This window comes from Francisella hispaniensis FSC454 (assembly GCF_001885235.1).
In the GTDB taxonomy this organism is placed as follows: domain Bacteria; phylum Pseudomonadota; class Gammaproteobacteria; order Francisellales; family Francisellaceae; genus Francisella; species Francisella hispaniensis.
The window spans coordinates 36,166-54,636 of record NZ_CP018093.1 but is presented as its reverse complement, the minus strand read 5'-3'; the positions used below and the strand labels follow the sequence as shown (position 1 = coordinate 54,636).

Here is an 18,471-nt window from a genome sequence, read left to right as displayed (position 1 = left end):
TGATTACTAAAGTATATGTTAGAATGTCAATAGCGTTTTAATGTTAAGAAGCAAATGAATAATAACAAGTTTAGTCCTAAAAATTGGGGGATTTGGATTGTCGTTGGTATAATGAACTGCGGCTCAAAATTACCTTTATTTACTCATAAATATATAGTGTCAACTATTGGATTTATTATTAAACCTTTTTTAAAAAGTCGTAATGATATTGCTCGTGAGAACCTTAAAATAGCTTTTCCTGAAAAATCTAACAAAGAAATAAAAAAACTAGTCAAAAAAAGCTATTATTCAATGGTACTGTCTGGTGCTGAAACAACGGCGGCATGGTTTCTTTCTAAAAAAAGGTTCAATAAAATAGAGTTTGAATGGGAAGAAGGCTCTAGGGAAAGATTCGAAAAATATCACAATGATCCTGAAAAAAAACTAATTATTTTAGGTTTTCATTTTCATTGTATCGAGATAATCGGTAGATATATGGGGCAAGAGTTTTCTCCTTTTACAGTAATGTACCAAAAAAATGGTAACGATCTTATAGAAGAACTAATTAAACAGTATCGCGAAAAAAGCCTGTATAAGTGCCTTGATAGTAAAAACTTTGTTTCTGTGATTAAAAGTTTAAAAAAAGGCTATACAATGTGGTATGCTCCTGATCAAGACTTTGGTTTAGAAAGCACAGGATTAGAGAATTCGATATTTGCTCCTTTCTTTGGTAAATTATGCTCAACTTTAACTGTAACTCCTTGGCTTGCACAAAAAACAGGCGCTGTTGTAATTCCAGCATACTATGTTAGAGAAAAATGTCTTAAAAAATACAAAATAGTAACTGGAGAGCCTTTCGAGTTTACAGGTGACTCTTATAAAGATGCTGAAATGACAAATAAATTCCTAGAAGATGCGGTAAGAAAATATCCGGAACAATACCTATGGCAACATCGTCGCTACAGAACTAGACCAAACGGCGAACCACAAATATATTAGGGCTTTTATCAGATGTTAGATAAAAAGGGCTTTTCTTTAGTTGAGTTAATGGTGGTAATAGCAATTATAGCTATTCTTGCATCTATAGGTATACCTATGTATAACAATTACATACTTAGAAATCATCGTAGCGAAGCAACATCTGAACTGCTATCAGCTGCTAGTGCCGCTGATAATTTTGAGATCCGTTTTGGCTCATTTCCTTCTGGTAGCGATATAAATAGTTTCTATCATGAAAATACTCAAAATAACTACTACCATCTATCATACTGTTCGGGTGATTCTGAGTGTTTAGGCGTAAGCTATGTAATAACCGCGGTAGCACAAGGTTCACAAACAGCTGATACTCCATGTAGAAATATAGAGATTGAGGTTAATGGTGGTATAGTAAATAAAACCCCTACTGAATGTTGGAATTAAATTTATTATTAAAAAACACGTTGAGGATTATTAAAAATGGCTAGTTATAGTACTAATGAGTTTAAAGGTGGCTTAAAAATTTTGATTGATGGTAACCCTATGGTTATTGTTGAGAATGAGTTTGTCAAACCTGGTAAAGGTCAAGCCTTTAATAGAGTTAAGCTAAAAAACTTACTTAATGATAGAGTAGTTGAAAAAACTTTTAAATCTGGTGAATCTGTAGAGGCTGCAGATGTAGAAGAACTAACAACTGTATATTCATATTTTGATGGCGATAGCTATGTATTTATGCATCCTGAGACATTTGAACAATACATGGTTTCTGAAGAAGCTCTTGGTGAGACAAAAAAATGGCTTAAGGATCAGGATGAATACCAAGTAATTCTTTTTAATGGTCAACCTATTTCTATTATTGCACCAAACTTCGTAAATCTTGAGATTGTCGAAACAGATCCTGGTTTAAAAGGTGATACAGCTGGTACAGGTGGTAAACCTGCAACATTATCAACTGGTGCAGTTGTTAGAGTTCCTCTTTTTGTACAAACTGGTGAGATTATAAAAGTTGATACTAGAACTTCAACTTATGTATCTAGAGTAAAGGACTAAGCATGCAATCAGCAGATAATCTAATCTGGATTGATCTTGAAATGACAGGTCTTGATGTTGATAACTGCAGAATTATCGAAATAGCTGCAATTATTACTGATAAAGATCTAAATATAATCGCTGAAGCAGAGCCAATTGCAATCTATCAGCCTGATGAGGTTTTAGCTACTATGAATGAGTGGTGTATAAAAACTCATGCTGAAACAGGACTTACACAAAGAGTCAAAGCTAGTACAATCTCTACAGAAGCCGCCGAACAACAAATTTTAGAATTTATAAGAGAGTTTGTACCATACCAAAGCTCTCCTTTATGCGGCAATTCAATTTGGCAAGATAGAAGATTCCTTGCAAAGTATATGCCAAAAATAGATGACTATTGTCACTACAGAATGCTAGATGTCACTACTCTAAAACTGCTTAATCAGTATTGGGGCGATAGCAAAGGCTTTGAGAAAAAAAATACTCACAAAGCCTTAGATGATATTCGTGAATCAATTGCCGAACTAAAATTTTATCGACAAAAACTTTTATCAATTTAAAATAATTACGACAAATGAAAAAATACTAATTTTAATGATTGTTAGCTTATTGGTAGCTAGCTGTACAATTCACCCTCTTGGGATATCTGATGAAACGTGGCAAAAAATGACTCCTCAAAAACAAGCCGATATTGATGCTAAACAAAGGGCCCAAGAGTTAGCTTATAAACAACAACAGGAACAACAAATAGCTGACATAAAAGCCAATCCAAGATATGGTGAATATATTCAATGTGTAATTGACAATGGTAAGTATCAAGCATTTATTAATGATTGGAATAATGATATCCAAGCATTTAGTTTTGATGCGATAAAAGATAAAACTACAACTGCTACATTAACCTACTATCGCAATAATGATAAATTCTTTAAAAATAACCAAAAGCTCTATATTTCATTTACAGGAACTCAAATCAAAGTATGTAAGGCTGAAAACTCTTTTTCAGATGATTGCTCAGTAATAACAGCAACTTTGCCACAATATCAAAAAGGTATTAAGGTAAGGATATCTTCAGGAATAATAAAAGCTTATGCTCAATGTGATATGATTTATAATCATAATAATACCGATAGCACAGGTAATTCAAATATAATAATAAATATTTGATAATAATTATCATTATTACATCTACCAATTAATAATCATTTTGATATAATATCCCCACTTTCTTTAGAGAATCTACAGTATAAATCCCTGAGAATTGATTATGAAATATGCTTTAGTTGGCAATCCAAACTGCGGTAAAACAACAATCTTTAATGCTTTAACAGGACTTAACCAAAAAGTTGGTAACTGGTCTGGAGTTACAGTTGATAAAAAAACTGGTTTTTTTAATTCAAAAGATAAAAAAGTTGAAGTTGTTGATATTCCAGGAATTTATTCATTATCAGTATCTGATGCAAATTCTATTGATGAACAAATAGCTTACTCTTTCATAGTTAAAGAGAAACCTAATGCTATTATCAATGTTCTAGATGCTTCTAATTTAAATAGAAGTCTTTATCTAACTATGCAACTTATTGAGCTTGGACTACCAGTTATATTAGCGGTTAATATGATTGATGTTGCCAATAAAAAAGGACTTATTATTCACTATGATAGATTAGAGAAAGCATTAGGCTGTAAAGTATTACCAGTCGTTGCAGCGAAAGGTATTGGTATTAAAGAGTTAAAAGAAACGCTAGCAGATCATCAAAAGATCTCTAGTTTTAACTTAAAAAGTTACTATCCAAGGATAGTCTCTGAGTTAGCACAACAAATAACCACACAGAGAAATGATGATATTGGTAGTCTGTGGCTTGCTACTGAATTAATTGATGGTAGAGAGCTACAACTCTCACAAGAGATCACAGCTAGCCAACTAGATAACCTAAAGTCTCTTTTACAATCAAACTCTGACATTGATGTTGCTAAAGTCAGGTATAATGCTGTCGCTGAAATTGTGGCTAGTATTACTGAAAATAAAAAAGTCTCTCGCTTTAACTTTACTAAAGCACTCGATGCACTTTGCATGAACAAATATTTAGGTGTGCCAATATTTTTATTGATGATGTATCTGATGTTTTTATTTTCAATTACATTAGGTGGGGCAATACAACCAATGTTTGATGATTTATCTCATGCAATTTTTGTTGATGGCTTAGCATATTACTCAAACATGCTTGGTCTACCGACGCCTATTACAGGTATTCTTGCAAATGGTTTAGGTACAGGTATCAATACCGTACTAGGATTTATTCCTCAGATTGGTTTTTTATTTATATTTTTGTCAATACTCGAAGACTCTGGCTATATGTCTCGAGCTGCTTTTGTTATGGATAGATTTATGCAATCTATTGGTTTATCCGGCAAAGCTTTTGTGCCGTTAATTGTTGGTTTTGGTTGCAATGTTGCTTCAATCATGGCTGCTAGGACTTTAGAAACACGTAAAGATCGCTTGATGACTTTGATGATGTCGCCATTTATGTCTTGTGGTGCTAGGCTTGCGATATTTTCGGTATTTGCTAGTGCATTTTTTCCTCATAATGGTGCTACTGTAATATTCTTGCTATATTTAGCTGGTATAGTTGGAGCTATAATTACGGGCTATATCATCAAATTCACATTTTTAAAGGGTGGTACTGCTCCATTTATTTTGGATATCCCAAACTATCATACACCGTCATTTAAAACAGTGATGATCTATAGCTGGAATAGACTAAAATCCTTCTTAATTAGGGCAGGTAAAGTTATTGTTCCTGTAGCTATAATTGTTGGTAGTCTAAATAGTATATATATTGGTAATAAAACCACAGCACTTGAATATGCCGGTAAAAAAATTACACCAATTCTAAATCCTATGGGCATAAATGATGATAACTGGCCAGCAACTGTTGGTCTAATAACTGGTACACTTGCTAAAGAAGTTGTGGTTGGAACATTAAATACTATTTATACTCAAGGTGAAGACAATGTCATTCCTGATAAGTTTAGTCTAATAGATAGTATCAAAGAATCGTGGAATACAACTATTGATAATATCAAAGGTATAGATCTAGCAACTCTTATGAATCCAATAGAAGCCAGTAAAGCTGATGCTAATATGGATAATGGTGCGATGGGAAATATGGTAACAAAATTCGGTTCATTATCGGCTGCTTTTGCTTATCTACTCTTCGTATTGCTATATATACCTTGTATTTCCGTTGTTGGTGCAATGGTAAGAGAATCTACACGTGGCTGGGCAATTTTATCAGTACTTTGGAGCGTCTCTATCGCATATGTAGCTGCTGTTGTTGTTTATCAATTACTCAATATTGCTGAGCATCCTAGTAGTGCTATCATTTGTATTGTTATAGCTATGGCATACATCATTGGGATAGTTTTTTTGATGAAATATTTATCAACAAAAATAAATTTCGTGGCAAATCTTACCGGTTGCTCTAGTTGTAGTAGTAAGAAATGCTCTTAAAATTCCAATTTAAAATATACTGTCTAAAAATAGACCTTTAAAAAATTTAAAAAAATTAGAATTATAATAAGCTTAAAGTTTTATTATTCTTAAATATACAAATTCCACTCTTACAGATTATGAATAGCTAGAAATATTTGGTGTAAAAATTATAAGATTTATTTATGTCATTGGTACAATAACGTATTACAATAATTAATTTTAGCTATTTTAAAATGAGAATACTATTTTTATTAATCATCTTGAGCTTATACTCTTTATCAAGCTACGGATCTATAATTGATAAACCCAACGCTACCTTAGCTATTGGAGATGTCGTAATAAAAGCGAATCAGGCGATAATATATAAGAATGATAAGGGTATATTAACCGCTATATTTCCTGAAAATGATGATTCTATGGAATTTAAGTCTGATAAAACTTTTAGCTTATCCCAGTCACAGATCAATAATATTATCGAATCTAAAGCTGATAATGTTTTAGCAAGTCTAAAAAAGCAGTAAATATAACTGAATATTATTCACTCAATAAATATTTAACCAATATGGAAAGTTATAAAAATCACATATATTTAAATACTAACTCTATAAATTATTTTATAAAGTCAAAAAAAGATCTCTTTAAAATATATCAAACACTTAATAAATGAAGAAAGCTTTTATATTAAAGCATTATTCTCAGTCTATTTTATAATAGAAATAATAAAATAAAACTCTTTAATATATCTATTAAAATGTGATAGGATAAGACTTAAGTATGCTTGAGAGTGTACTGTTTTCAAATTAATTTATAAAAAACTTGAGAGGAGTTTTTATGTCGAAGTTTGTCTATGCCTTTAGCGAAGGTAATAAGTCTATGCGTGATTTACTAGGTGGAAAAGGTGCAAATCTTAGTGAAATGCTAAATAGTGGTCTACCTGTACCAGATGGATTTACCGTAACTACAGAAGCATGTCTTAAGTATTATGATGATCGCCAAAAGTTAAGTAATGAAGTTAAAGAACAAATATTTGCGCATATAAAAGATTTAGAGAAAAGAACTGGTAAGACTTTTGGTGGTGGCAATAATCCTCTACTAGTATCAGTACGCTCTGGTGCAAGAGTTTCTATGCCTGGGATGATGGATACTGTCCTTAATTTAGGACTAAATGATACTGTTGCTAAAGCTATGGTAGCAAAGACAAACAATGAGCAATTTGTTTATGATAGCTATAGAAGATTCATAATGATGTTTGCAGATGTTGTTATGGATTGTGAGAAGAAACCTTTTGATAAAGTTCTAGAAGATAAAAAAGCTAAAAGAAAGGTGAAAAATGATTGTGATTTACCAGCTCAAGATTATAAAGATATAGTTACAGAATATAAGAAAATTTATAAAGATTTAGTCGGTAAAGACTTCCCTACTGATCCAATTGAGCAACTTCTGGCTGCTGTAGAAGCTGTTTTTAAATCATGGAATGCTGAAAGAGCCATCATCTATAGAGAGATTAATAATATCTCAAATAACTGGGGTACAGCAGTTAACGTCCAAGAAATGGTATATGGAAACTCTGGTAATAATTCTGGTACAGGAGTAGCATTTACTAGAAACCCATCTACTGGTGAAAATGAGCTTTTTGGTGAATATCTAATTAATGCGCAGGGAGAAGATGTTGTAGCTGGTATCAGAACCCCAGCGCATATCTCAACCTTAAAAGATAAAATGCCAGAAGTTTTTAACGACTTTGTGAAAATTGCTAAAAATTTAGAAAAAGTTTACAAAGACATGCAAGATATGGAGTTTACTATCGAGGATGGTAAACTTTTCATGCTACAAACAAGAAATGGTAAAAGAACTGCAAAAGCAGCTTTGAAAATAGCTGTTGATATGGCTAAAGAAGGGCTAATCACAAATGAAGAAGCGGTGATGATGGTTGAGCCTCATTTATTAGAGCAATTACTACACCCTAAATTTGATGAGAAAGCTCTAGCTTCTAAGCGTCCTCTTGGTTCTGCTTTAGGTGCTTCACCAGGCGCTGCCAGTGGTAGAATATACTTTGATGTTGAATCACTACTTGCAGCAAAAGCACGTGGCGAAGAGAAAACTATCTTGGTTAGAATCGAAACTTCTCCTGAAGATATAGCAGGTATGAATGCTTGTAATGGTATTTTAACTCTACGTGGTGGTATGACATCTCATGCTGCTGTTGTTGCTCGCGGTATGGGCAAATGCTGTGTATCTGGGTTAGAATCAGCAAGAATTGATGAAGAAAAGAAGACTATAACATTTGAAAGAGGTCAAGTATTTACAGAAGGTGACTATTTATCTCTTGATGGAACAAAAGGTAGTGTCTATAGAGGTATTATTAAGACTGTTGATCCTGAAGTTACTAAAGATTTCGAAGAGTTTATGAAGTTCGTTGATAGCGTACGTAAACTTCGTGTTAGATGTAATGCTGATACTTTTAAAGATGCGTCTATAGCAAGAGCATTTGGTGCTGAAGGTATTGGTCTATGTCGAACAGAGCATATGTTCTTTGAAGAGGATCGTATCTCTTATGTTAGACAAATGATCTTGGCTAAAGATAAAAAAGAAAGACAAAGAGCTCTAGATAAGCTACTTCCAGTACAGCAACAAGATTTTGAAGAGCTATTTGAAGCTATGGATAACCTAGCTGTAACAATCCGATTTATAGACCCTCCTTTACATGAGTTTTTGCCTCACGAGATAGATGAGATTGATGACTTAGCTCGTGAGTTTAATATTAGCTATAGTGAACTAGAAGCACGTATAGAAGCACTTAGCGAAGTAAACCCTATGATGGGTCATAGAGGTTGTAGACTTGCTGTAACGTATCCTGAAATCATTGAGATGCAAACTAAAGCTATAATCTATGCTGCAATATCAAGTAAACGTATGGGTATAGAAGTTAAGCCAGAGCTTATGATTCCTCTAGTTAGTACTCTTGGTGAGTTTAAGCTCTTAAGTGGTATTGTCAGAGAAGTTGCTGATACTATCCTAAAGCGTGAAAAAATTGATATTGATTACAAAGTTGGTGTAATGCTTGAAACTCCACGTGGTGCTATAGGTGCTGGTATGCTTGCTGAAGCTGGTAGCGAGTTTTTCTCATTCGGTACAAATGATCTAACCCAAATGACTTTTGGATTTAGTAGAGATGATGCTAATAAATTTATTAAAGATTATCTTGAGAAAGGTATACTAAGCTTTGATCCATTTGCTAGACTAGATCCTAAAGGTGTTGGTAAGCTGATGCAAATAGCTAAAGAAGGTGTTAAAGCTGTAAACCCTAATGCTAAAATGGGAATATGTGGTGAACATGGTGGTGAACCATATTCTGTTGGTTTCTGTCATGATTTAGATCTTGACTATGTATCTTGCTCTCCTTTTAGAGTTCCTATAGCAAGGTTATCTGCAGCTCAAGCAAAAATATACGCCGATCGTAGATGATCACTTTTATTCATAAATTTTTTCATTTTCAAAAAAAATCATTAATTAAGCTATAATCTAGGTTTACACTAAAATATTATATAGCTACAATAACTATATCGAGTTTTAAATAGCGATGTTATATATATAAAATATCGTTTAATCACAAAGCTAAGGGAAAATGAATAAAAAAGTAGATTCATGTATACAGATACGAAGACATCGGGAATATAATTTCTCTGCTGTCAAAGCATTTAGTGGTGGCAATATAGCCACTGCTATGTTTAACCAAAAAATCAAATCTCTAAGTAATTCTTCTCAAGCACTCCTCTCCCTCAGCACAAAACTCCTCTGTCTATAACTAAAGACATTGTTATATAAAAAAATACTTACAAATAATTACAAATATCGAGGGTCAATATGATAGATAAAATTTGGAAAAATGGCGAAATTATCTCCTATGAAGAGGCAAAAGTTGGTATAAATACTCATTCTTTACACTATGGTTCATCTGTATTTGAAGGTATTCGAGCTTATGATACGCCTAATGGAGTTGGTATCCTAAAACTAAGAGAACATATGCAAAGATTTATGTACTCAATGAATGTCTTAGGTATGCCATGCAAATATACTCTTGATGAGCTATGTCAAGCTGTATTAGATACTGTCAAAGCTAGTGGTAAAAAATCTTGCTATATAAGACCTTTAGCATATTTTGCTGAAGGAGGAGTTAATGTTTTACCAGCGAAAGATCATCCTGTTGATATAACTATTTATTGTATAGATATGGGTAAATATATGGCTGCAGATAAAGTAGATATCAAAGTCAGTAAATATATCAGAATTCATCCGCGCTCAACTGTATGTGATGCAAAAATTGGCGGTCATTATGTAAATAGTTTGTTAGCAACTAGAGAAACATTAGATACACATTATCATGAATCTCTACTTCTTGATGCTGATGGATTTGTAGCTGAAGGTGCGGCAATGAATGTCTTTTTTGTAAAAGATAGCGAAGTTATAACAACTCCTTTAGGAACTATACTAGATGGTATAACTCGCAAAATTGTAATCCAAATTGCTAAAGACTTAGGATATAAAGTTACAGAACGCTTATTTAAAGTTGACGAACTAATAAATGCTGATGAAGCATTTTTTTGTGGAACAGCTGCGGAGATAACACCAGTAGCTAGCATTGATGATAATAAATTAAAGCGTTCTGACTATACGATAACTAATCAAATAAAAGAAGTATTTGAACAGTTAAAGCAAGGATTGGTTTATAAGGAAGCTCTAACTTACATATAAGGAGTCCAGTATGGATAAGCAAAAAATTTATATTTTTGATACAACTCTTAGAGATGGACAACAATCTCCTGGAGCTGGGATGTCTTTTGAAGATAATATTACATATGCAGATCTTGCAGATAAGCTAAATATCGATATATTAGAAGCAGGTTTTCCTTCAGCAAGTAATACAGATTTTGAAATAGTAAATACTATCTCAAAAAGGATGGCTGAGAAAAACTCTAATATGGTTATTGCTGGATTATGCCAGTTAAGAAAGAACCAAGTTGAAATCACTATGGATGCTTTACGTCCTTCTTTAGCAATAGGTAAAGCTAGAATACATATGTATTTACCTGTAGATCCAAACCTAGCTCAAGCTAGCCTTGGTAGCAAAAATGATAACGAGCAGAATATTGCAAATGTTTATGAGTTAGTTAAGTTAGCTAGTGATCAAGGTTTTGAAGTTGAGTTTAGTGCCGAAGGATACTCAAGACTAGGTGATACTTTTGACTATGTTACTGATGTTTTTAGGGCTGCTGTATCTGCTGGTGCTAAAGTTATTAACTGCCCTGATACTATTGGTGGTGCATGTGAGCGTGAAAATGATAACTATTTTGTCAAAAATATGACTAAACATGCAGAAATCATCAAAAAAGAGTTTCCTAATAAGAATATAATTTGGTCAGCTCATTGCCATAATGATTTAGGCTTAGCTTTAGAAAACTCTATGAACGCAGTATTTGATGGCCCAGCAAGACAAGTAGAGGGGTGTATCAATGGAGTTGGTGAGAGAGCTGGTAACGCCTCTTTAGAGCAGTGTGTGATGTTTATAAATCTTTTTGGTAAGCAAAAAGACTGTCATTACTACAATGACATTAATATTGCACATTTTAAAACTATTTCAGATTTTATTGGCAAAAGAATGTTATCAAGACAACCTCATCACCCTATTACTGGACTGAACTCAGCAAGACATACTTCTGGTGGACATACAAATGCGATATTAAAAAATCCTCTTGCATATCAGCCATTCCACCCAGAATCTGTTGGTAATGAAATTAGCTTTATTTTTGGTCCACTATCTGGCGGTAACCATGCTAAAAAAATTATTGAAGAAAATGGTTATATTTGTGATGATAAAGAAAAAGCAGCTATAGCTCAGCAAATAAAAGATATTTATCATGAGCGTAGAAAAGGTATCACCGATGAAGAGCTAATACAGGCTTATAAACGGATTAAATCACCTATTGATGTTTCAGCTATAGATTATGGTAAATCTAATGGTGAAACCTATGTTGAGCTTAAAGGAAGATTCTTTGGTAATACCGACTACAGAATTACAGATCGTGGCGAAAATTCTGCTCTATCGGCTTTACTAAAAGGTATCCAAGAGTATATCCCTGATGTAAATATTTCAGATTACTTCTCTAGATCACTAAAAGATGCTGGAATTAATTCTAAATCTGAAACAACAATCATAATTAAAACTGGCGATAATAGCCATGCTGTTGAAGGTGTTGCTATAGATCAAGATATTGAAATATCTTCGCTTAAAGCATTAATAGTAGCAACTAACAAACTATATATAGAAACAAACTATAGGAAATAAAATGGCAAAAAATATTATTGATAAAATCTGGGATGCTCATGTTGTAAAACAAATACCTGATTTTCCAGATATTTTGTATATAGATAGAATGCTAATGCATGAGGTAACTTCAGCACAAGCTTTCGATAAAATTAGAGAGTTAAATATCCCTATAAATAATCCAAAATCAATAATTGCAACTGTAGATCACAGTATCTCAACATCACCTATCAATCGTCTAGAAATGAAGGATAAAGTTGCCCAAGCTCAAGTAGAAAAGCTACGTAGCAATGTTAAAGAGTTTGGAATTGATTTTTATGATTTTGAAAGCCAACACCAAGGGATTGTCCATGTGATAGGTCCAGAGCTTGGCTTCACACTACCTGCTTCAACTCTTGTATGTGGAGATTCTCATACATCTACGCATGGTGCCTTTGGAGCTTTAGCATTCGGTGTCGGAACATCTGAAGTTGGTCATGTACTTGCGACTAACTGTATTTTGCAATACAGACCAAAGACAATGAAAGTAGAATTTGTTGGTAAGCCTTCAAAATCAGCTACCGCTAAAGATATTATCATGAAGCTAATCGCTAATATTGGTATTGGTGGTGCTGGAGGCTATGTCATCGAATATGTTGGTCAAGCGATCAAAGATATGACCATGGAAGAGCGTATGACGCTATGTAATATGTCGATAGAATCTGGTGCAAGAGCTGGTTTGGTTTCTCCTGATGAGAAAACTTTTAGCTATCTAAAAGGTAAAAAATATGTGCCTCAAGGTAATGATTTTGACAAGTCTGTAGAATATTGGAATAGCTTCATCAGTGATGAAAATGCTCACTATGACAAAACTATCAAAGTCGACATTGAAGGACTTGAGCCAATGGTTACATGGGGAATAAACCCTCAACATGCTATCAGTATCTCAGCTAAGATTCCAAGCTTGAAAGATATTCCAGCTCATCAACATAAACTAGCTCAACAAGCTTATGATTATACTAAATTTAATGCTGATGAAGATATCCTAGGTAAGGAAATTCAATGGGCATTTGTTGGTAGTTGTACTAACGGTCGTATTGAAGATATGCGCGCTGTAGCTAATATTTTAAAAGGCAGAAAAGTCGCTAAAAATGTCACTATGTATATAGTGCCTGGCTCTGAGCAAGTGCGAAACATAGCAATATTAGAAGGGTTAGATAAGATCTTTGCTGATGCTGGTGCTGAATTTAGAATGCCTGGTTGCTCAATGTGCTTAGCAATGAATGATGATAAAGTTCCAGAAGGTCAAAGATGTATTAGTACTTCAAATAGAAACTTCATCGGTCGTCAAGGTAAAGGAAGTATAACCCATCTTGCTTCACCACAAACAGTTGCTGCGAGTGCTGTTATGGGTAAGATTTGTAGTGTTGATAAATTAGACAAGGAGCTATAAGAATGCAAGCTTTTAAAAAACTAACATCTAGCGCAATTCCTTTATGGCTAAGTGATATTGATACAGATATGATTATTCCTGCTAACTTTCTAACTCAAACAACAAAAGATGGTTATGGTAAAAGTTTATTCCATAACTTAAAGGAAAAAGATAGTAGCTTTGTTTTTAATAACCCTAACTATTCTAATTCTGAAATATTGATTGCTGGAGATAATTTTGGCTGTGGTTCATCAAGAGAGCATGCTGTTTGGGCGTTAACTCAAGCAGGTATCAAAGTTATAATTGCGCCATCATTTTCTGACATATTCTTCAATAATGCTGCTAAAAATGGATTATTGTTAATCTCTTTAGACAAAGATACTGTCAAAGAATTATGTGATAAAGCAGAAGATCCAAAATTTAGTATGACTGTTGATCTACAAGAGCAGATAGTTAGTGCTAATGGCAATACTTATAACTTTGAGTATGACCCTTTCCGTAAAGATTGCCTTATCAGAGGACTTGATGATATGACTTATCTTATTGAGCATCTAGATATAATCAAAAGATTTGAACAATCACAAAGAGGCTAAAATGGAAAAAAATATTGCTATATTAGCAGGTGATGGAATCGGACCTGAAGTAATGGAATCAGCAATCAAAGTTCTTGATGCTATCGCTAAAAAATATAATCATAAATTTAACTATATAGAAGCTCTAGTTGGTGGCGCAGCTTATGATAAATATAAGAGTCACTGTCCAGAAGAAACATTAGAGATATGTAAAAACTCTGACGCAATACTTTTTGGCTCTGTTGGTGGACCTGTTGAAGCTCAAAATGAAGAAAAATGGCAAGGCTGTGAAGCTAATAGCATTCTAGCCCTTAGAAAACATTTTAGATTTAATATAAACATTCGTCCTAGCAAAATTTTTCCAGCTCTTAGAGAAGCCTGCCCACTAAAACATAGTCGTATTGCAAATGGTGCAGATATTGAAATCTTTAGAGAACTATCTAGAGATATCTACTTTGGTGAACATAGAACTTTTACAGATGAAAATGGCGTAAGATGTGCAACTGATATTGCTGAGTATGATGAACATACAATTAGAAATATTGTCGCACAAGCATTTGAAAGAGCTACTCAACGCTCAAATAGACTTACATCCGTTGATAAAGCAAATGTCCTAGATACATCAAGACTATGGAGAAATATTGTCAATGAAGTAGCTAAAGATTATCCAAGTGTAAAAGTTAATCATATGTATGTTGATAATTGTGCGATGCAAATGGTGCTTAACCCTAGTCAGTTTGATGTGATGGTTACTGGTAATCTTTTTGGTGATATTATTTCTGATTTAGCATCTGTATTACCTGGATCAATTGGTCTGGTACCATCTATAAGCTTAAACAAAGATGGGTTTGGTCTATATGAGCCTTCTGGTGGTTCTGCTTATGATATCAAAGGTCATGGCAAAGCAAATCCAATCGCACAGATTTTATCTGCATCATTGATGCTTTCTTATTCATTTGGCTTAGTCTCAGAAGCTGAAGATATTGCAAATGCAATTAATCTAACTCTTGAAGATGGTTTTAGAACTCAAGATATATACACTCAAGGAACTAAACTCGCTTCTACTAAAGAATTTACTAATCAAATTATAAAAAAAATATAGCTAAGATAATCTAAAAATTGACTCTAATCATTTAGTCACATAAACTTTGATTATATCCTTTTAGTTTTAAAACAATGCTCATACAAAAACTTAATAATAGTTGTTTTGCTATCAATATTAAAAATAACTCTGTAATCTCTTTTGACTATAACTCTGTCAATCAGGGTCAATTTAGACTAAAACATAATGGGAATATTGTTGAATGTGTCGCGATAATACCGACAAATCTAAAATCAAAATATTACCATGTTGAATGGTCATTAGTAGCTGATCAAGAATATATTTTCGAAATAGTTGGCGATATACAAAACTTGAATATTCAAAATGGTTGGATATATGATGATTCTTTGCTTGAGCAAGGAGGTATCTGCTTTAGTCTAAAACATGGTAAATGGCAATCATATCATTCTCATGATAATTCGAATATAAGAAATACTGAGCGTCTACAGTATCACTTCACTGCGAAAGAAGCATGGTTAAATGATCCAAATGGTTTAGTTTACTTTAAAGGTAAATATCATATGTTTTACCAACACTATCCTTATGGTAAGCATACACCGATGCTACACTGGGGACATGCAGTATCTGAAGATATGGTACATTGGCAACATCTACCTATTGCTATTTACCCACAAAACGATCTTGATGATAGATATATTGGTGGCGCTTTCTCAGGAAGTGCTACAGTTGTCAATAATGAGCTTTTTCTGACTTATACAGAGCACTTTGAAGATTTAGACAATACTCCAAATATCTTTATAAGAAAAACAAAATCTCATCAAAAGCAAAGATGGAATTCACTTCTCAAAACCGAAACTGTAATAAATCGTAAGCCAGATTTTTGTTCTTATGATTTTAGAGATACTAAAGTGTGGTTTGATGAAAAATTTGACTGTTATTACCTAGTTATTGGCACCTATGCAAATGGATATCCGAGTGTTGTACTCTATAGATCTGATGATGCTGAAAATTGGATTTATCATAGTATCTTATTTCAAGAAAAAACTCTCTCAGGTAGAACATTAGAGTGTCCAGATCTATTTTACCTTGATGGTAACTATGTTCTTATTTTGTCAATATTTGAAACTAAAGGTAAAAAGGATTTTAACTATCAATCGTATTACTATATTGGTGATTTTGATGGTAAACATTTCATACCTAAGACTCCTCTTAGATATATAGATTCAGCGAAGGAATTTTATGCTCCACAAACTTTTGAAGCTAATGGTAATAGATATGCCATAGGCTGGATGAACTGTTGGGAGGACTATAAAAACCGAGCTAAAGAGGATTCGGCTGGGGCAATGAGCTTAATGAGACAGTTTAGAATCAAAAATAATAGACTTATATCGTATCCAATTGATACTTATAAAAACCTCAGAGTGCAACACTTACAGTCAGTAAACTTTAATCAAAGCATTAATCTGCCATCAAATCTTATCGAACTAAATTTAGATTTCAGCTCGGATAATAACTGGCAACTAGATCTTTTAGAGGGTAATCAAGGATTTGTGATTAATATTCATTATCAAAATAATCAGATATTAGTGAAAAATAGTCTTAATGAAGTTATAGATAAAGCTTTTATAAAAGATATACGCTCGCAAGAAATATCTGTAGATATCTTCTTAGACACAACAAGTATTGAGCTTTTTGTTAATAAAGGAGAAGAATCAATTACTATGAGATTTGAAGCAACCAATGTAATGAAAAATACTATGAAAGTAACAGCTGTAGACCAAGAGGATCTAACTATCAAATTATATGAACTAAATTCAATATGGAAATAAAAAACAGAGAATGTACAGATGGCATCAATTAATACAAATAACCAGTTATCAACCTTCACAGTTCCTGATAACTTAAAACTAAAAGCTGTTAGCATTTGCTTTTTTGCAGCATTTATTACAGGTGGATTTGGAGCAATACTTGGGCTAGTATCACCACAAATATCTAGTCATTATGGTGTTAATGTTTCTCATATTGTTTATATTGATGTTTTGAATATCTTGGGACTTCTAGTAGGTAACGCTTTAAGCTCAAAAACCATGAGTTCGCTAGGCTGTAGAAATACTCTATTAATCGCACTAGCTATCGGTGTTATTGCGCAATTTACTATAGCTAGCGCTTGGCCTTTATATATCTATGCTATTTGTGCTCTTTTAAATGGTACTTGCGTTGGATTACTCGTACCTGCTGTTAGTCAAACAATACATGCCGCATATAGTAATAGTGGTAAGAGTGAATCGCGATTAAACGTTCTAAATTTCTTCTTTGGAGCAGGATCTGCATTTGTACCTTTTATTGGTGGTCATATAGTACAGCAATTCTCTTGGCAAGCTGTGTTTATTGGTATGGGCAGTTTGTACTTAATTCTATTGATAACTATAGCTTTGGCAAAATTTGAAGAAAAAGACAGCGTAAATATCAATAAACAACTTAATAACCATGCTAACTCGACCAAAGCTAAACTTTTAAATATTAGTGTAATCTTAATTGCTATAGCAATAATGATCTATGTATATATCGAATATATTGTTTCATACTGGTTCTCTCCATACTTACAAGAGGCAAAGCATATAAAGGTTACAGATGTAGGTCTTATCATCGGCTTATTTTGGGGAATTATCGCGCTTTCACGTTTAGTTGTTGGCTTGTTTGTACTGACAAAAATAAAGCCTGCTGTGTATATTATGATTAGCTCATTTATCACTTTAATTGGCTTTATAATATTTTTAGTTGCTAATACTCTAACTGGATTTATTATAGGAGGTGTTGTCTTAGGTTTTGGCTGTGCTGCGATGTTTCCGACACTTTTAGGATATGGTATTAACAATGCTAACTACTCTAGCCCAAAAGTTTCTTCCTACTTGATAATGTCTGGTTCTATTGGTGCTTCAATATGTCTATTTATTTCAGGTTTTTTAGGTGAGCATATCGACAAGCAAGTACCTATTATAATTGGTCCAATATTTTGTTTAATTATAATTGTTTTAGTTTTCATAGTTTATATAAGAAACAATAAAACCGTTATAGTGTAATTCTACATTAAAGCCAAATTATTTATTAATCATCACTATAAGACTTATACTGTATCAATTATTTTTTGATACAATCTAAAAATATTTATAAATTTTCTAAACAATAGCATGCTTAGTATTATTCAAAGAGTTAATTGTGCAAATGTAGTAGTTGATGGTCAAAAAGTTGCTGATATAAATAAAGGTATATTAGCGCTAGTATGCGTTGAGAAAGAAGATACTCAACAAAACTTTGAAAAAATGGCTGATAAAATTATTAAATATCGTATATTTGAAGATGATGCTGGTAAGATGAATCTATCACTAGCCGATATTGATGCAGAGATAATTCTTGTACCACAATTTACACTTGCTGCGGATACAAAGAAAGGTAATAGACCAAGCTTTAGCAGTGGTTGTCCCCCAGAAATAGCAAAAGAAAAATTCAATGAGTTTGTAAATATATTCAAGAATAAATATGATAAAGTCCAAACAGGAATATTTGGTGCTGATATGAAAGTATCTTTGACAAATGATGGACCTGTAACATTTAATTTTAAGGTATAAA

At 33.1% G+C, this 18,471-nt stretch carries 16 protein-coding genes; all 16 read left to right on the top strand.

Annotated elements, in window-relative coordinates:
* Positions 1 to 54: 54 nt before the first annotated feature.
* The 16 genes from FSC454_RS00240 to dtd all read left to right on the top strand — a co-directional run bounded on the left by FSC454_RS00240 (position 55) and on the right by dtd (position 18,470).
* Positions 55 to 978: a lysophospholipid acyltransferase family protein gene (locus FSC454_RS00240; RefSeq protein WP_066045153.1), complete on the top strand. Its 924-nt coding sequence runs from the start codon at positions 55 to 57 to the stop codon at positions 976 to 978.
* 12 nt (positions 979 to 990) lie between these two features.
* On the top strand, positions 991 to 1,398 hold the full coding sequence (locus FSC454_RS00235; RefSeq protein WP_014547388.1) for a type IV pilin protein: 408 nt from the start codon (positions 991 to 993) through the stop codon (positions 1,396 to 1,398).
* 36 nt (positions 1,399 to 1,434) lie between these two features.
* Positions 1,435 to 2,004: an elongation factor P gene (efp, locus tag FSC454_RS00230; protein WP_066045155.1), complete on the top strand. Its 570-nt coding sequence runs from the start codon at positions 1,435 to 1,437 to the stop codon at positions 2,002 to 2,004.
* 2 nt (positions 2,005 to 2,006) lie between these two features.
* Positions 2,007 to 2,543, top strand: a complete 537-nt coding sequence (orn, locus tag FSC454_RS00225) for an oligoribonuclease (protein WP_066045157.1) — start codon at positions 2,007 to 2,009, stop codon at positions 2,541 to 2,543.
* A 34-nt stretch (positions 2,544 to 2,577) separates the two neighbouring features.
* Positions 2,578 to 3,150 carry a hypothetical protein gene (locus tag FSC454_RS00220; RefSeq protein ID WP_066045159.1) on the top strand — a complete coding sequence of 191 codons (573 nt, stop codon included), beginning with the start codon at positions 2,578 to 2,580 and terminating at the stop codon, positions 3,148 to 3,150.
* Positions 3,151 to 3,250: 100 nt separating this feature from the next.
* Entirely contained in the window at positions 3,251 to 5,494 is a 2,244-nt protein-coding gene (feoB, locus tag FSC454_RS00215) for a Fe(2+) transporter permease subunit FeoB (RefSeq protein ID WP_066045161.1), read from the top strand.
* A gap of 215 nt (positions 5,495 to 5,709) precedes the next feature.
* Positions 5,710 to 5,997 carry a hypothetical protein gene (locus tag FSC454_RS00210; RefSeq protein WP_197456243.1) on the top strand — a complete coding sequence of 96 codons (288 nt, stop codon included), beginning with the start codon at positions 5,710 to 5,712 and terminating at the stop codon, positions 5,995 to 5,997.
* Between the two features lie 310 nt (positions 5,998 to 6,307).
* A complete protein-coding gene (gene ppdK / locus FSC454_RS00205) occupies positions 6,308 to 8,941 on the top strand; it encodes a pyruvate, phosphate dikinase (protein WP_066045163.1) in 2,634 nt (877 codons plus the stop codon).
* Positions 8,942 to 9,340: 399 nt separating this feature from the next.
* Positions 9,341 to 10,228: a branched-chain amino acid transaminase gene (locus tag FSC454_RS00200; protein ID WP_066045165.1), complete on the top strand. Its 888-nt coding sequence runs from the start codon at positions 9,341 to 9,343 to the stop codon at positions 10,226 to 10,228.
* 10 nt (positions 10,229 to 10,238) lie between these two features.
* On the top strand, positions 10,239 to 11,819 hold the full coding sequence (locus tag FSC454_RS00195; protein ID WP_066045167.1) for a homocitrate synthase/isopropylmalate synthase family protein: 1,581 nt from the start codon (positions 10,239 to 10,241) through the stop codon (positions 11,817 to 11,819).
* Between the two features lies 1 nt (position 11,820).
* A complete protein-coding gene (gene leuC, locus FSC454_RS00190) occupies positions 11,821 to 13,230 on the top strand; it encodes a 3-isopropylmalate dehydratase large subunit (protein WP_066045169.1) in 1,410 nt (469 codons plus the stop codon).
* Between the two features lie 2 nt (positions 13,231 to 13,232).
* Positions 13,233 to 13,802, top strand: coding sequence for a 3-isopropylmalate dehydratase small subunit (gene leuD, locus FSC454_RS00185; protein WP_066045171.1), 570 nt, complete (start codon positions 13,233 to 13,235; stop codon positions 13,800 to 13,802).
* Between the two features lies 1 nt (position 13,803).
* Positions 13,804 to 14,883: a 3-isopropylmalate dehydrogenase gene (leuB, locus tag FSC454_RS00180; RefSeq protein ID WP_066045173.1), complete on the top strand. Its 1,080-nt coding sequence runs from the start codon at positions 13,804 to 13,806 to the stop codon at positions 14,881 to 14,883.
* Positions 14,884 to 14,957: 74 nt separating this feature from the next.
* Entirely contained in the window at positions 14,958 to 16,673 is a 1,716-nt protein-coding gene (locus FSC454_RS09895; protein WP_156860525.1) for a GH32 C-terminal domain-containing protein, read from the top strand.
* A gap of 18 nt (positions 16,674 to 16,691) precedes the next feature.
* Positions 16,692 to 17,924, top strand: coding sequence for an MFS transporter (locus FSC454_RS00170; RefSeq protein WP_066045177.1), 1,233 nt, complete (start codon positions 16,692 to 16,694; stop codon positions 17,922 to 17,924).
* A gap of 108 nt (positions 17,925 to 18,032) precedes the next feature.
* Positions 18,033 to 18,470: a D-aminoacyl-tRNA deacylase gene (gene dtd / locus FSC454_RS00165; RefSeq protein ID WP_066045179.1), complete on the top strand. Its 438-nt coding sequence runs from the start codon at positions 18,033 to 18,035 to the stop codon at positions 18,468 to 18,470.
* The last annotated feature ends 1 nt before the right edge of the window (position 18,471 follow it).